Raw genomic sequence first — 14,031 nt, forward strand, 5'->3', positions numbered from 1 at the left:
CGGGAAAGCCCGCGCGGCGCCTGAGCGAAGGCAACGGGAAAGCCCGCGCGGCGCCTGAGCGAAGGCAACGGGAAAGCCCGCGCGGCGCCTGAGCGAAGGCACGGGAAAGCCCCCCGCGCGGCGTTTGAGCGTCCCGCCATGCGGCACCGGTCGGAGACCGGGGACCTCCGCGCTACTGGTTGATCTCCGGCTCCACCAGCCGCGCCAGATTGCGCAGGGAGTCCTGCCAGCCGAGATAACAGGCCTCGACGGGAATGACGTCGGGAATACCGGACTGGGTGATCTCCACCTCGGTGCCCATGGCGACCTTCTTCAGCACGATGGTCACGTCGATATCGCCTGGCAGGGCGGGCGTGTCGAAGCGGTCGGTGTAACGCACGCGTTCGCCGGGGACCAACTCGTGAAACTCCCCGCCGAAGGCATCGCTGTGGCCGGTGGTGAAGTTGCGGAACGACATGCGGAAGGTGCCGCCCACCACGGCGTCGAGATGATGCACCGTGCAGGTGAAGCCGTTCGGCGGCAGCCACTTGGCGAGGGCATCGGCCTCGATGAAGGCGCGATAGACCTTCTCCGGGCTGGTGGTGAGGATGCGATGCAGGCGAACGGTGCCGGGCATGTCTCTTTCTCCCTGTCAGAGGCGGCGGCGCCGCCCGTCACCCCAAAAGGACGAACGGCGCGCGCCGCACCCGACACCCGCGCGCCGTTTTCCCGCTCACCCCACCTCGGGCAGGCGGTGGATGTATTTGTCGAGGGTGATGGGATAGTCCCGCACCCGCACCCCGGTGGCGTTGTAGAGCGCATTGGCCACCGCCGCGCCCACCCCGCACAGGCCCAGCTCGCCCACGCCCTTCGCCTTCATGGGCGAGGATGTGGGATCGGTCTCGTCGAGGAAAATCACCTCCTGGTGCGGGATGTCCGCATGCACCGGCACCTCATAGCCGGCGAGGTCGTGATTGACGAAGAAGCCGTGGCGCGTGTCCACCGCCAGTTCCTCGAACAGCGCGGCACCGACACCCATCGTCATGGCGCCGATCACCTGGCTGCGGGCGGTCTTGGGGTTGAGGATGCGCCCGGCGGCGCACACCGCCAGCATGCGGCGCACCCGCGCCTCGCCGGTGGCGGCATCCACCGCCATTTCCACGAAATGGCCAGCGAAGGTGGATTGCTGGTAGCGCTTGGCGAGGTCGCCATATTCGATGGTGTCCTCCGCCGTCAGCCCGTCCGCGCCCGCCGCCTGCGCCAGCGGCACGGCGCGGTTGCCGGCGCGCACCTCGCCATCGGCGAACACGGCTTCCTTGGAATTGAAGCCGAGGCTGCGGGCCACCTCTTCGCGCAGCTTCATGCAGGCGGCGTAGACGCCGGAGGTGGCGTTGTTGGCGCCCCATTGCCCGCCCGAGCCGCAGGAGGCGGGCAGCGCGGAATCGCCCAGCACCACGCGCACCTTGTCGAGCCCCACGCCCATCATCTCCGCCGCTGTCTGGGCGAGGATGGTGTAGCTGCCGGTGCCGATGTCGGTCATGGCGGTTTCCACCGTCACCTGGCCCTCGCTGTCGAGCCGCACCCGCGCGCCGGACTTCATGAGCAGGTTGTTGCGGAATCCCACCGCCATGCCCATGCCCACCAGCCAGTCGCCCTCGCGCACCTGACCGGGCTTCGGATTGCGCCGGCTCCAGCCGAACCGCTCCGCGCCAAGCCGAAGACAGGCGACCAGCTGGCGCTGGGAGAAGGGGCGGTCCGGATTTTCGGGGTCGCGCTCGGTGTCGTTGAGGACGCGGAACTCCACCGGGTCGATCCCGAGCTTCTCCGCCATCTCGTCCATGGCGATTTCCAGCGCCATCAGGCCGGGCGCCTCGCCGGGGGCGCGCATGGCGTTGCCCTCGGGCAGATGGAGGGTGGCGAGCCGCATGGCGGTGAGGCGATGGGCGCCGGCATAGAGCAGGCGCGTCTGGTTCACCGCCGTCTCCAGCCCGCCGCCGGGCAGGTCACCGGACCAGCTCTTGTGGCCGATGGCGGTGATGCGCCCGTCCCGCCCGGCGCCGATGCGGATGCGCTGGATGGTGGCGGGGCGGTGGGTGGTATTGTTGACGATCAGCGGACGATGCAGAGCCACCTTCACCGGCCGCCCCGCCGCCCGCGCCCCCAGCGCGGCGAGCAGCGCATCGGCCCGGATGAAGAGTTTGCCGCCGAAGCCGCCGCCGATATAGGGCGAGATCAGGCGCACCCTGTCCTTGGGCAGGCCGAGCATGCGCGCGAGGTCGCTGCGGCCCCACTCGATCATCTGGTTGGAGGTCCACACCGTCAGTCGGTCGCCGTCCCAGGCGGCGGTGGAGGCGTATGGCTCCATCATGGCGTGGGTCTGGTCGGGGGTGGAATAGGTGGCGTCGAGGCGCACCGGGGCGGCGGCGAAGGCGCCGTGGAAATCGCCCACGGCCGTATCGGCCGCCCCGCCCATGCCGTCGCCTTTCTCAGGTCTAACGGCGCCTTCCATGGCCTTGGCGAGGTCGAAGGCGCCCTCGGCGGGGGCATAGTCCACCTTCACCAGCGCGGCGGCCGCGCGGGCCTGCTCGAACGTGTCGGCCACCACCAGCGCCACCGCCTGGTGATAGTGCTCCACTTCCGGGCCGGCGAGGAGCAGCGCCGTATTGTTGTTGCCCTTCTTCAGCGGCCCCGCATTGGCGGCCGTGACCACGGCGACGACGCCGGGCGCCGCCTCCGCGGCCGACGTGTCGAGCGCGGTGATGCGGCCCCTGGCGATGGTCGCGCCCACCACGAAGCCATGGGCGGCATTGGGGGCCACATCGTGCCGCTCATAGGCATAGGGCGCGGTGCCGGTGGTCTTCAACGGCCCGTCGATGCGGGAAACGGGTTGGCCGATGATCTTCAGCTGGTCGATGGGATTGTCGGCGGCGGGGGTGTCGAACTTCATGGCTCAATTCCTCCCGTCCGCGAGCACGGCACCGAGGGTGCGCTCCACGAGCGTCAGCTTGAACGCATTGTCGGGGGTGGGCTTCGCGCCGGCGAGCAGGCGCTCGGCCACGGCCTTGGCGCCGCGCGGCAGATCGGCTTCCGCCTCTTCCACCCGCCACGGCCTGTGCGCCACGCCGCCGAGCGCGATGCGCCCGGTGCCGTCCTCCTGGATCACCGCCGCGACGGAGACGAGGGCGAAGGCGTAGGAGGCGCGGTCCCGCACCTTGCGATAGACCTGCCGTCCGCCCACCGGCTTCGGCAAGGTGACGGCGGTGATCAATTCGCCGGGCTCCAGCGCGGTCTCGATGTGCGGGGTGTCGCCGGGCAGGCGATGGAAGTCCGCCATGGCGATCCGCCGGGTGGCGCCGGTGGCCCCGACCGTCTCCACCACTGCGTCGAGGGCGCGCATGGCCACCGCCATGTCGCTGGGATGGGTGGCGATGCAGGCCTCGCTCCCGCCGATGATGGCGAGCTGGCGCGAATAGCCGCCGAGCGCCGCGCAGCCGCTGCCGGGCGCGCGTTTGTTGCAGGCCTGCGCGGGGTCGTAGAAATAGGGGCAGCGCGTGCGCTGGAGCAGGTTTCCGGCCGTGGTCGCCTTGTTGCGCAACTGGGCGGAAGCGCCCGCCAGCAGGGCGCGGGAGAGCACCGGATAATCCCGCCGCACCCGCGCGTCGGCGGCCAGATCCGTGTTGCGCACCAGCGCGCCGATGCGCAGGCCGCCGTCGTCCGTCGCCTCGATGCGGTCGAGGCCGAGACCGTTCACGTCGATGAGATGGGCCGGCGTCTCGATCTGCAGCTTCATGAGATCGAGCAGATTGGTGCCGCCGGCGATGAAGCGGGCGCCGGGGGTCGCGGCCGCCGCTCCCGCCGCAGCGGCCGGCGTCAGGGCGCGCTCGTAGGTGAAGGGCTTCATGCGCGCCTCCCCGCCACCTCAACGATGGCCTCCACGATGTTGGAATAGGCGCCGCAGCGGCAGATGTTGCCGCTCATGCGTTCGCGGATTTCCGCCTCGGTGAGGGCGATGGGCGCGGTGAGGTCATCGGTGACGTGGCTTGGAATGTCGGCCTTCACCTCGGCGAGCACCGCCACCGCGGAGCAGATCTGCCCCGGCGTGCAATAGCCGCACTGGTAGCCGTCATGTTCCACGAAGGTCGCCTGCATGGGGTGGAGCTGATCGGGCGTGCCCAGCCCTTCGATGGTGGTGACGCTCTGGCCCTCGTGCATGAGCGCAAGCGACAGGCAGGAATTGATCCGCCGCCCGTCCACGATGACCGTGCAGGCGCCGCACTGGCCGTGGTCGCAGCCCTTCTTGGTGCCGGTGAGGTGGAAGTTTTCGCGCAGCAGGTCGAGCAGCGTGGTGCGGGTGTCCACCTCCACCTCGCGAATGACGCCGTTGACCGTCAGGGAGACCGTCGCGTGGCTGGGGCCGGATGCCCCCGGCAGGGCGGCCGGCTGGGCCTCGGCGCCGCCGGGAAGGGAGGAGGCGACCGCGGTGGCGGCCCCGGCGAGGATCACCTCACGCCGGTTGATATCGAGATCATGGGAGCGCGCCATGGGTGCCTGATCCTCCTTCGGACGGGTGCCTGTGGCTGATGGAATCGGATGCGGAGCGGCGCGAGCGCGGCCGTTGCCGTCAGGATGCGCATGGATCGGGCCGGCCGGCCAGACGACGCCTGCCGAACCGGCGTCCAACGCCGGCGCGAACGCGCGGTTCCGCACTGCGGGATCACGGAACCGTCAGGCCGTGGCGGGTGCGCGGGCCGGGCCTCGTCCGGGCATGAAGGTAGTGACTCCCGTCGCCTCTGGCGCCGGAACCTTCTCAGTGGCCCCCGCCGCCTCCGGCGCCGGGTTTGGGTCGCTTCATCAGAGGCGCGGCGATCACCAGCGCGACGAACAGGAAGGTGAGCAGGTAGAAGACATCCGAGAAGGCCATCACCAGCGCCTGCTGGCGCACCATGGCCGCCATCTGCTTCAGCGCCGCCGCCGAGGCATCCGAGCCAAGCCGGGCGAGGCCGGCGGTGATGGTGTCGAGCCGCTCCACCGCCGTGGAGCTTGCCCAGTCCACATGCTCGTGGAGGCGGGCGAGGTGCAGGTCCCAGCGGTTGTTCAGCACCGTGTTGATGAGCGCGAGCCCCACCGCTCCGCCGAGATTGCGCATGAGGTTGAACAGGCCCGACGCGTTCTTCATCTGCGCCGGCGGCATGGTGCCGAGCGAGATGTTGTTGATGGGGATCATCGCGATCATCAGCCCGACGCCACGCAGGATCTGCGGGATGAGCAGCTCCCAGAAGTCCCAGTCCTTGGTGATGTACGTCACCCACCACGTGCCCACCCCGAAGGCGGCGAAACCGGCGCCCATCATGAGGCGCGGGTCGATCTTGGTCATCAGCCGCCCGGCAATGGGCGCGGTGAGGAACATGGCGATGCCGGTGACGAACATGGTCTCGCCGATCATGAGCGCCGAGTAGCCGCGCACCCGGCCGAGGAAGACGGGATAGAGATAGGTGAGCCCGTAGAGCCCGATGCCCATGATGAAGCTGAAGGCCGAGCCGATGGTGAAATTGCGGTTCTCGAACGCGCGCAGATCCACCACCGGATGGTCGGTGGAGAAGACGCGGGCGAAGAAGGCGAGGGACGACACGGCGCACACGATGGCGAAGGCGACGATGGTCTGGTCCTCGAACCAGTCGTTGGTCGGCCCCTCCTCCAGCACGAATTCGAGGCTGCCGAGGAAGCCCGCCATGAACAGCAGGCCCCACCAGTCGAACTTGTCGAGCAGCGCGAAATCCGGCTCGTCGAAATCGATCAGCGTCACCGCCGCCAGCACCACGAACATGCCGGGGATGACGTTGATGAGGAACAGCCAGTGCCAGGAGAACAGGTCCGTGAGATAGCCGCCCACCGTCGGGCCGATGGTGGGTGCCAGCGTCGCCACGAGGCCGATCATGGGCGCCACGATGGGCTGCTTCTCGCGCGGAAACACCGTGTAGGCGGCGGCGAAGACGGTGGGGATCATGCCGCCGCCGAGGAAGCCCTGCAGCGCGCGGTAGACGATCATCTCGTTGATGGAGGAGGCGGTCGCGCACATGAAGCTCATGAGCGTGAAGCCCGCCGCCGAGGCCGCGAACAGCCAGCGCGTGGACAGCGCCCGCGACAGGAATCCCGACAGCGGGATCATCACCACCTCGGCGATGAGGTAGCTGGTCTGCACCCAGGAGATTTCGTCCGACGACGCGGCAAGGCCGGCCTGGATCTCGGCCAGCGAGGCGGAGACGATCTGGATGTCCAGGATCGCCATGAACATGCCGAACACCATGCACAGGAAGGCGAACATGCGCCGCCCGTCCACATGCGCGGCGGGGGCCGCAGGAGGCGCGGCAGGAGGCGCGCCGGCCGCGGATGGCTTCAGTGTCAGGGTGTCGGCCATGGCCGCGACTCCTGTCCGGGCTCAGGACGCGGGCGAAGGGGTGGGCGCGGCGGCCGTGGAGGTGGCGGGGGTGGACTTGGTGTCCACCGTCGCCGTCACCGACATGCCGGGGCGCAGCTCGCGCTTGGCGAGCACCCTGGGATCGATGGCGATGCGCACGGGAATGCGCTGCACGATCTTCGTGAAATTGCCGGTGGCGTTCTCCGGCGGCAGCAGGCTGAACACCGAGCCCGAGGCCGGCGACACGCTCACCACCTTGCCGGCGAACTCATGGTCCGGATAGGCATCCACATAGACATCCACGCTCTGGCCGGGCTTCAGGCGGCCGAGCTGGGTCTCCTTGAAGTTGGCGTCCACATAGACGCCCTCCAGCGGCACCACGGCCACGAGGCGCGTGCCGGTCTGCACCAATTGGCCCACCTGCGCCGCGCGGTTGCCCACCACGCCGTCGATGGGCGCGCGCACCACGGTGAAGTCGAGGTCGCGCTGCGCCTGGTCGCGGGCGGTCTTCAGCTCGTCGAGCACATGGGACGCCTCGGTGCGCTGGGCGGCGAGCACCACCACCTGCGCCTCGGCGGAGGCGATGGCGGCCTTGGCGGCCTCCACGCTGGCGGCGGTCTTGTCCTTGTCGGCGCGGGCATTATCGACGGTGGAGCGGCTGGCAAAATCGGAGCGGGCGAGCTTGTCCTGCCGGTCGAATTCCGCCTGCGCGCGCTTCTGGTCGGCCTCGGCCGAGGCGAGCTGCGCCTTCATCTGGTCGACGGTGGCGCGGGCCGCCGTCTCCTGCTGGTCGAACCGCAGGAGGGTCGCTTGCTGGGTGGCGATCTTGTTCTGCGCCGCCTGGAGGGCGAGGCGATAGTCGCCGTCATCGATGCGGGCGATCACGTCGCCGGCCTTGACCCACTGGTTGGCCTCCACGTCGACGCTCTTCACGTAGCCGCCGACCTTGGCCGCGATGACAGACGTGTCGGCCGCCACATAGGCGTCGTCCGTCGACACGTGGAAGCGGCCCACCTGCCACCAGTGCATCCCGTACCAGCCGCCGGCCGCGACCAGCACCGCCAGCACCGAACCGAAGATGAGCGGCTTGCGCGAGCGCGGCTTCGAGGGGGCCTTGGCGTCGGCCGAAGCCTCCACTTCCACCGCAGGCGCGGCGGGATGGGTCTCCTCCCGCCGCGCCTTGAGCACGGTCACGCCGGCCGAGGGGGGTTCGGCCTGCGCATCCGGCTGCGGTTCGGGTGCAAAAGCGGGCGCCGCCGCTTCATTCCTGATGATCTGAGCCACCTTGATCTCTCCCGGCCAGCTGGGGCCTGACTGAACGGTTTAGTCAAAACCTGGAGCCATCATATTGAACTGAACGGTTTAGTCAATTACTTTGACAAAATGTTGGAACGGTCCCATGCAGGAACCCGCCGAAGGAGGGCGGACATGAACGAGGCACTCGAACACGCCAAGGCGCGCGCCACGGACGGAAACGCCCCCTCTCCCGCCGAGCAGGACATGGAGGCGAAGAAGCGCCTCGACATCATCGACGGTGCCCGCCGCGTCTTCTTCCACAAGGGCTTCGATGGCGCGAGCATGGACGAGATCGCCCGCGCGGCCTCGGTCTCCAAGGCCACCATCTACGTCTATTTCCAGAGCAAGGCGGACCTGTTCCGCGCGCTGGTGGAGGCGGACCGCCGCCAGTCCGCCGAACGTCTCTTCGAGTTCGACGAGGCGGACGCGGACGTGGAGAGCCTGCTGAAGCGCATCGGCGTGTCCTTCATGAGCATGATGATCCGGCCGAACCACATCCGCCTCGTGCGCATGGTGTTCGGCGTGGCGGAGAAGTTTCCGGCCATCGGCCAGACCTTCTTCGAGACCGGCCCCTGCTATGGCGGGCGGCGTCTCGGGGAACTGCTCCAGCGGCAGGTGGAGCTGGGCCGGCTCGACGTGGACGACTGCCAGGCCGCCGCCTTCGAGTTCTTCAACCTGTGCCAGGGCAATCAGGTGAAGGCGCTCATGTTCGGCCTGTCCGAGGGGCCGACGCCGGCGGACATCGAGCGCACCGTCGGCCGCGCCGTCCGGGTGTTCCTCGCCGCCTACGGGCCGAAGGACAAGCCCGCCGGCTGACGCCCTCGCATTCGCCGGGCCTTTCGGGTGGGCCTGACCGGCTTCCGGCCGTATCCCTTGGCCAGCGCATTCCCCTGCGCGGGAGAACCGATTGTCCGCGATGCACCGGCAGAACCGGGTGACGCCCCTCGGCCTGTTCGAGGCGGTGCCCGCGCGCGGCCTGTTGATGGGCAACCGGGGCAATCTGCGCCGGCGGGACGGCACGCAGAAGATCTGGCACGCGCGCGGCTGGGTGTGCTGCGTCACATCCTTCCGGGGCCGGCGGCTCGATCTTGATGATCCGCTCCGCTACACGCCGCTCTTCTTCATGGACGAGGCGGTGGCGCTGGCCGCCGGTCATCGGCCCTGCGGCGAATGCCGGCACGCGGATTATCAGGCGTTCAAGCAGGCGTGGCGCCGGGCCTTTGCCATTCCCGATGATGCTCCCCTGCATGCTGGCGACATGGACGCGGCCCTGCACTCGGCCCGCATCGCGCGCGGCCGTCAGGTGACGCACGTCGCCGCCCTGCGCGATCTGCCCGCCGGCACCTTCGTGGCGCTGGATGACCGGCCGGGCGAGGCCTTCCTCGTGGAGGCCGGCGCGCTCCACCGCTGGAGCCACGCCGGCTACGGCGCGCCTGTTTCAATCGCACCCGGCACGGTCGTGACCGTGCTCACGCCCCGGCCCACGGTGGCGGTACTGCGGGCCGGCTATGCGCCGCGGATGGCGGCGCGGGAATGAGCGGCACCGCGAGGTGCGAAACCGCCCCCCGCCCGCTCACTCCGCCGCGGCGGAGATGGCCTTCAGCGGCCGTTCCACCTCGCGCACGAGGCTCTCGCTGGAGATTTCCGAGAGGTTGCGCGCGCCGGTGAGTGTCATGGCGACCCGCATCTCCTTGGCGAAGAGATCGATGAGATTCTCCACGCCCTTCTGTCCGTCGGTGGCCAGCGCATAGACGAAGGCGCGGCCCAGCAGCACGCCGTCGGCCCCCTGCGCCACCATGCGCACCACGTCGAGGCCGGAGCGGATGCCGGAATCGGCGAGGATGGCGAGGCTGCCCTTCACCTTGTCGGCGATGGGCGGCAGCGCGCGGGCCGAGGAGAGCACGCCGTCGAGCTGCCGGCCGCCATGGTTCGACACCACGATGCCGTCGGCGCCGAAGCGCACCGCGTCCTCCGCGTCCTCGGGATCGAGGATGCCCTTGATGACCATCGGCCCCTTCCAGAACTCGCGGATCCATTCCAGATCGCGCCAGCCGATGGAGGGGTCGAAATTGGCGCCGAGCCAACCGACATAATCCTCCAGCGTGGTCTTGTTGCCGCGATAGGCCGAGACGTTGCCGAGATCGTGCGGCGTGCCCATCAGGCCCACGTCATAGGCCCAGAAGGGATGCAGCGCGGCCTGCACCATGCGGCGCACGGCGGCATTGGGACCGGACATGCCGGAATGGGCGTCGCGATAGCGCGCGCCGGGCACCGGCATGTCCACGGTGAAGACCAGCGTGCGGATGCCCGCCGCCCAGGCGCGCTCCAGCGCGTTCTTCATGAAGCCCCGGTCCTTCAGCACATAGAGCTGGAACCAGAAGGGCTTCTCCACCTTGGCGCGCACCTCCTCGATGGGGCACACCGAGACGGTGGAGAGGGTGAACTGGATGCCCTTGTCGAGCGCCGCCTTCGCCGCCTGCACCTCGCCGCGGCGGGCGAACATCCCGCACAGGCCGACCGGGGCCAGCGCCATGGGCATGGCGAGCTTTTCGCCGAGCAGCGTCGTGGACAGGTCCACCTCGCCCACGCTCTTCAGCACCCGCTGGCGCAGGGCGAGCTGGGTGAGGTCGGAGACGTTGCGGCCCAGCGTCACTTCCGCATAGGCGCCGCCGTCGATGTAGTGGAACAGGAAGGGCGGCAGGCGCCGGCGGGCGGCTTCGCGATAGTCCGAGGCGGAGGAGATGATCACGGCGTCAGTTCTTTCTCTTGCTGGTTCTGGCGTTGGGCGACGCGGGAGGAGCGACGGCGGCGCGCCGCGTCGTCCTCGATCTCCCGCAGGGTTTCCTCGACGAATTCGAGATGCAGCAGCGCGGCCGTGCGCGCCTCTTCGGGCCGCCCCGCGATGATGGCGGCGGCGATGGCGCGGTGCTGGTCGTCCAACGCCTGCGCGGTGCTCGGGATGAGGTAGAGCTTTTCGAGGCTGCGGGAGATGGAGTGGCGCAGGAGATCGAACAGACCCGCCATCACCTGCCGCATCACCGCATTGTGGGAGGCTTCCGCCACCGCCATGTGGAAGGCGGAATCGGCCTTGGCCTGCGTCTGCGCATCGGTGGCGGCGGCGGAGAGGACATTTTCCAGCGCCGCCTGAAGGTTCGCCTTGTCCTGCGGGCCGGCGCGCAGCGCGGCGTGAAAGGCCATGTCCGCGTCCAGCGACTTGCGGATTTCCATCACGTCATGCCAGTAGCCCGGCTCCCCCGCCGCCTCGGCCGCCAGCGGGCCAAGAGCATCGGAAAGCGCCGCGTCGGAGAACGGCGCCCGGGCCAGCGGTGCCTCCGCGGGCGCGGCCACATAGGTGCCCCCGCCCCTGCGGCTCACCAGCCGGCCCCGGCTCGACAAATGGCGGATGGCCTCGCGCAGCTTGGGCCGCGACACGTTCAGCTCCGCCGCCAGCGCCCGCTCGGCCGGCAGGCGCGCGCCGGGCTCGAGGCCGCGTTCGGCGATGAGGGCTTCGATGGTGTCGGTCAGGTCGGCCAAAGGGCGGCTCCCGCGCAGCATCGGGATATTGGTCAGTCCAATATCGTCGTGTGGCGCGGGAAAACTCTATGACTTGAGATTGGTCAGGCCGCAAGTGGAAAATTGGCCTGACCAATTTACGCGCCGCGGCAGGCTCAGTCCGCCCATTCCGGGTCCGTGGTGAAGGCGATGGTCAGCCAGCGATCGGGCGTGTCGCTGCCGATGGCGGCGCCGATCTCGTCGCGGATCACGTCCCAGTCCTCCAGCCGCATGGCCGGCCAGCCGTGGGGCACGATGAAATAAAGCTCGATCTGCCGCCCCCGCCCCACCCGCGCGACATAGGAGCGGAAGGACAGGAAGCCGTAGCGCGCCACGACGGCGGCGGCCACCTGATCCACATGCTCCTTCAGCGCCGGCGGGGTGACGAGCAGGATGTCCGCCAGCGCCTGCTTCACCGTGGCGAACGGCAGGGGGATGATGACGAGGCAGACCACCGCCAGCGCCACCGGATCGATATAAGGCGAGATCCACGCGCGCGGCGTGCCCTCCACCGCGAGGCCGATGAGGAAGGCCACCAGCAGCGCGAAGGTGAGCCCGGCCGACATCATCCACGCCTTGGCATCGAGGGCGAGGAAATCGGAGCGGATCGTCTTGTTCGCCCGCCGCACGAACAGGGCCATTGAGAGCGCCACGCAGACCGTGATGACCGCGTAGAGGATGGCCTGGTCGAAATCGAGCGCCCGGCCGCCGGACATGAGGCTGCCCACGGCATTGATGAGCGCATAGACCGACGCGCTCATGAGCAGGATGCCGTTGAGGCCCAGCACCATGGGCTCCAGATGCCAGAATCCCATGGTGAAATGGGCGATGAACCCCTTGGCCGGCGCTCCCGGCGCGGTGGAGGTCGCGATCAGCCGCGCCACCACGAGGGCGAGCACCGTCATGCTGGCGTCGGTGAGCGCGTAGACGCCATCGAACACGATGGCATAGGAGCCCGACAGCAGGCCGAACACGATGCCCAGCAGCGCCAGCAGCAGGGTGACGCCAATGGATATGCGCAGCACCCCCTGCTCCGTCATCCCCGCCCCTCCCCACGCCCCGGTTCGGGACACAGACTATCCCGCGCCGGCCCCGGCTTGAAACCGCCGCGTTGAGGCGGGAAGCCGCGTGCGGGACGGGCCTCGGCAACGACCGCGGCGGGTCAGGACGGCCACACCACCCGTGTCTCCCTCATCCCGCTCGGGGCGCGCCGGCAGGGCATCGCTTTTCGTTATATGCGGATTGGAAAACGGTATTATTCCTCCATATCCGGCCTTCCTAGAGTGACCATCGACTTTGCGCCAACCCAGCCTCGGGGCGGCTCGCCAAACATGCAAAAGCGATGCTCACATTCCCGAACGATGCCAAGCTTCTGATCTGCGGACAGCTGACCGACGGGGCGGACCATGTTCCGATCCTCGACAAGTTCAGCACCAAGCCCTGCGGCGTGGTCCACATCCCCTCGCGGGCACAGGTGCGCGAGACGGTGGTGCGCATGCACCGCGCCCATCTTGCCGACAGGCTCTCCCCCTATGAGCGCGGCCAGATTCTGGAGCGGGCGGCCGGCGAGGTCGCGGCGCGCGCGGAGCACCTCGTCGACATGCTCCAGCGGGAGGCGGGGTTTACCCGCTCCGACGCTCTCGGAGAAATCAACCGCACCGTCGACACGCTGAAGCTCTCCGCCATCGAGGCGCGCCTTCTCACGGGGGATGTGGTGCCTTTTGGCGGCGCGCCCGGCCAGAAGAACCGCTTCGGTCTCACCATCCGCGTGCCGGTGGGCATCGCCTGCGCCATCACGCCGTTCAATGCGCCGCTGAACACGGTGGCGCACAAGGTGGGCCCGGCGCTCGCAGGCGGCAACGCCATCATCATCAAGCCGTCGCTGCACACCCCCTCGCCCTCCAATTTCCTGGCGGAAGCGCTGATCGCCGCGGGCCTGCCCCCGGACCTGATCGCGGTGCTGCACGGCGGGGGCGAAGTCGTGCGCTGGATCGCCGAAGAGCCGCTGGTCAATTTCTTCGCCTTCACCGGCAGCACCGAGGTCGGCGGCATCATTCAGGGCTATGCCGGCCTGCGGCGGACGCAGATGGAGCTTGGCTCCATCGCCTGCACCTATATCGGCGATGACGCGGACCTCGATGCCGCGTTGCCGAAGGTTGTCGCCGCCGCCTATCGCAAGGCGGGACAGGTGTGCACCTCCATCCAGCTTCTCATGGTGCATCAGGCGCGCCTTGCGGAGGTGGGAGAACGCCTGCGGCCGCTCGTCGAAGCCATCGCCTATGGCGATCCGCGCGATCCGAAGACCGGCATGGGCCCCGTCATCAGCCTCGAGTCCGCCGAGCGCATCGAACGCTGGATTGCCGAGGCGGAAGCCGCGGGCGCGCGCCGGCTCGTGGGCGGCCCCCGCCGAGGCGCGGTGGTGCCCCCCACCCTGCTCGAAGGGGTTTCCGCATCCACGCCCCTCGGGTGCCGGGAGGTGTTTGGCCCGGTGATGTCGCTGGTGCCCGTCAGATCCCTGGACGACGCCATCGCCCGCATCAATTCCACCCCCTACGGCCTCGCCGCGGGCCTGTTCACCAACCGCATCGACGACGCGGTGAAGGCGGCCTTCGCGCTCAGGGTGGGCAACGTCTTCATCAACGAGACATCCAGCTCGCGGGTGGACCTCATGCCCTATGGCGGCTCGAAGGACAGCGGCTTCGGTCGGGAGGGACCGCGCCATGCGGTGCGCGAGATGACCGAGGAGCGCCTCGTCAGCTGGACCGTGTGAGCCCGCAGACACAACTCAG

Annotated in this window: 12 protein-coding genes; 3 read left to right on the top strand and 9 right to left on the bottom strand. The window is 69.1% G+C overall.

What is annotated here, in order from left to right; genetic code table 11:
* Positions 1 to 172 precede the first annotated feature (172 nt).
* The 6 genes from ACE3QW_RS14880 to ACE3QW_RS14905 all read right to left on the bottom strand — a co-directional run bounded on the left by ACE3QW_RS14880 (position 173) and on the right by ACE3QW_RS14905 (position 7,678).
* The gene (locus ACE3QW_RS14880) at positions 173 to 616 is read right to left on the bottom strand and encodes an SRPBCC family protein (RefSeq protein WP_374252178.1); all 444 of its coding nucleotides are present in this window, start codon (positions 614 to 616) and stop codon (positions 173 to 175) included.
* Positions 617 to 712: 96 nt separating this feature from the next.
* Complete coding sequence (paoC, locus tag ACE3QW_RS14885) at positions 713 to 2,926, bottom strand: aldehyde oxidoreductase molybdenum-binding subunit PaoC (RefSeq protein WP_374252180.1); 2,214 nt, start codon at positions 2,924 to 2,926, stop codon at positions 713 to 715.
* Positions 2,927 to 2,929: 3 nt separating this feature from the next.
* Positions 2,930 to 3,880 carry an FAD binding domain-containing protein gene (locus ACE3QW_RS14890; RefSeq protein ID WP_374252182.1) on the bottom strand — a complete coding sequence of 317 codons (951 nt, stop codon included), beginning with the start codon at positions 3,878 to 3,880 and terminating at the stop codon, positions 2,930 to 2,932.
* Positions 3,877 to 4,521: an aldehyde dehydrogenase iron-sulfur subunit PaoA gene (paoA, locus tag ACE3QW_RS14895; protein ID WP_374252184.1), complete on the bottom strand. Its 645-nt coding sequence runs from the start codon at positions 4,519 to 4,521 to the stop codon at positions 3,877 to 3,879. Before paoA ends, ACE3QW_RS14890 begins: the two co-directional genes overlap by 4 nt.
* 265 nt (positions 4,522 to 4,786) lie before the next feature.
* Entirely contained in the window at positions 4,787 to 6,394 is a 1,608-nt protein-coding gene (locus ACE3QW_RS14900) for a DHA2 family efflux MFS transporter permease subunit (protein ID WP_374252186.1), read from the bottom strand.
* 21 nt (positions 6,395 to 6,415) lie between these two features.
* Entirely contained in the window at positions 6,416 to 7,678 is a 1,263-nt protein-coding gene (locus tag ACE3QW_RS14905) for an HlyD family secretion protein (RefSeq protein WP_374252188.1), read from the bottom strand.
* Between the two features lie 144 nt (positions 7,679 to 7,822).
* Between ACE3QW_RS14905 and ACE3QW_RS14910 the strand changes: the two genes are divergently transcribed.
* Both ACE3QW_RS14910 and ACE3QW_RS14915 read left to right on the top strand, forming a co-directional pair.
* Entirely contained in the window at positions 7,823 to 8,506 is a 684-nt protein-coding gene (locus tag ACE3QW_RS14910; protein WP_051678924.1) for a TetR/AcrR family transcriptional regulator, read from the top strand.
* Positions 8,507 to 8,597: 91 nt separating this feature from the next.
* Complete coding sequence (locus ACE3QW_RS14915; RefSeq protein ID WP_374252191.1) at positions 8,598 to 9,227, top strand: hypothetical protein; 630 nt, start codon at positions 8,598 to 8,600, stop codon at positions 9,225 to 9,227.
* Positions 9,228 to 9,263: 36 nt separating this feature from the next.
* Here the strand turns inward: ACE3QW_RS14915 and lldD are convergent, their stop codons facing one another.
* The 3 genes from lldD to ACE3QW_RS14930 all read right to left on the bottom strand — a co-directional run bounded on the left by lldD (position 9,264) and on the right by ACE3QW_RS14930 (position 12,282).
* A complete protein-coding gene (lldD, locus tag ACE3QW_RS14920) occupies positions 9,264 to 10,439 on the bottom strand; it encodes an FMN-dependent L-lactate dehydrogenase LldD (protein ID WP_374252193.1) in 1,176 nt (391 codons plus the stop codon).
* Entirely contained in the window at positions 10,436 to 11,224 is a 789-nt protein-coding gene (locus tag ACE3QW_RS14925) for an FCD domain-containing protein (RefSeq protein WP_374252195.1), read from the bottom strand. The genes lldD and ACE3QW_RS14925 overlap by 4 nt, the downstream gene beginning before the upstream one ends.
* Before the next feature lie 134 nt (positions 11,225 to 11,358).
* Positions 11,359 to 12,282, bottom strand: a complete 924-nt coding sequence (locus tag ACE3QW_RS14930; protein WP_374252197.1) for a cation diffusion facilitator family transporter — start codon at positions 12,280 to 12,282, stop codon at positions 11,359 to 11,361.
* 302 nt (positions 12,283 to 12,584) lie between these two features.
* On the opposite strand from ACE3QW_RS14930, the gene ACE3QW_RS14935 reads away from it, so the two are divergent.
* Positions 12,585 to 14,012 carry an aldehyde dehydrogenase family protein gene (locus tag ACE3QW_RS14935; protein ID WP_029556512.1) on the top strand — a complete coding sequence of 476 codons (1,428 nt, stop codon included), beginning with the start codon at positions 12,585 to 12,587 and terminating at the stop codon, positions 14,010 to 14,012.
* Positions 14,013 to 14,031 lie beyond the last annotated feature (19 nt).

This window comes from Xanthobacter sp., from assembly GCF_041911315.1.
Taxonomy (GTDB): domain Bacteria; phylum Pseudomonadota; class Alphaproteobacteria; order Rhizobiales; family Xanthobacteraceae; genus Xanthobacter; species Xanthobacter aminoxidans.

Coding starts and splice junctions, on each gene's coding strand:
- ACE3QW_RS14900 (WP_374252186.1), bottom strand. CDS start 6,394: ATGGCCGACACCCTGACACTGAAGCCATCCGCGGCCGGCGCGCCTCCT.
- paoC (WP_374252180.1), bottom strand. CDS start 2,926: ATGAAGTTCGACACCCCCGCCGCCGACAATCCCATCGACCAGCTGAAG.
- ACE3QW_RS14930 (WP_374252197.1), bottom strand. CDS start 12,282: ATGACGGAGCAGGGGGTGCTGCGCATATCCATTGGCGTCACCCTGCTG.
- ACE3QW_RS14935 (WP_029556512.1), top strand. CDS start 12,585: ATGCTCACATTCCCGAACGATGCCAAGCTTCTGATCTGCGGACAGCTG.
- paoA (WP_374252184.1), bottom strand. CDS start 4,521: ATGGCGCGCTCCCATGATCTCGATATCAACCGGCGTGAGGTGATCCTC.
- ACE3QW_RS14890 (WP_374252182.1), bottom strand. CDS start 3,880: ATGAAGCCCTTCACCTACGAGCGCGCCCTGACGCCGGCCGCTGCGGCG.
- ACE3QW_RS14910 (WP_051678924.1), top strand. CDS start 7,823: ATGAACGAGGCACTCGAACACGCCAAGGCGCGCGCCACGGACGGAAAC.
- ACE3QW_RS14880 (WP_374252178.1), bottom strand. CDS start 616: ATGCCCGGCACCGTTCGCCTGCATCGCATCCTCACCACCAGCCCGGAG.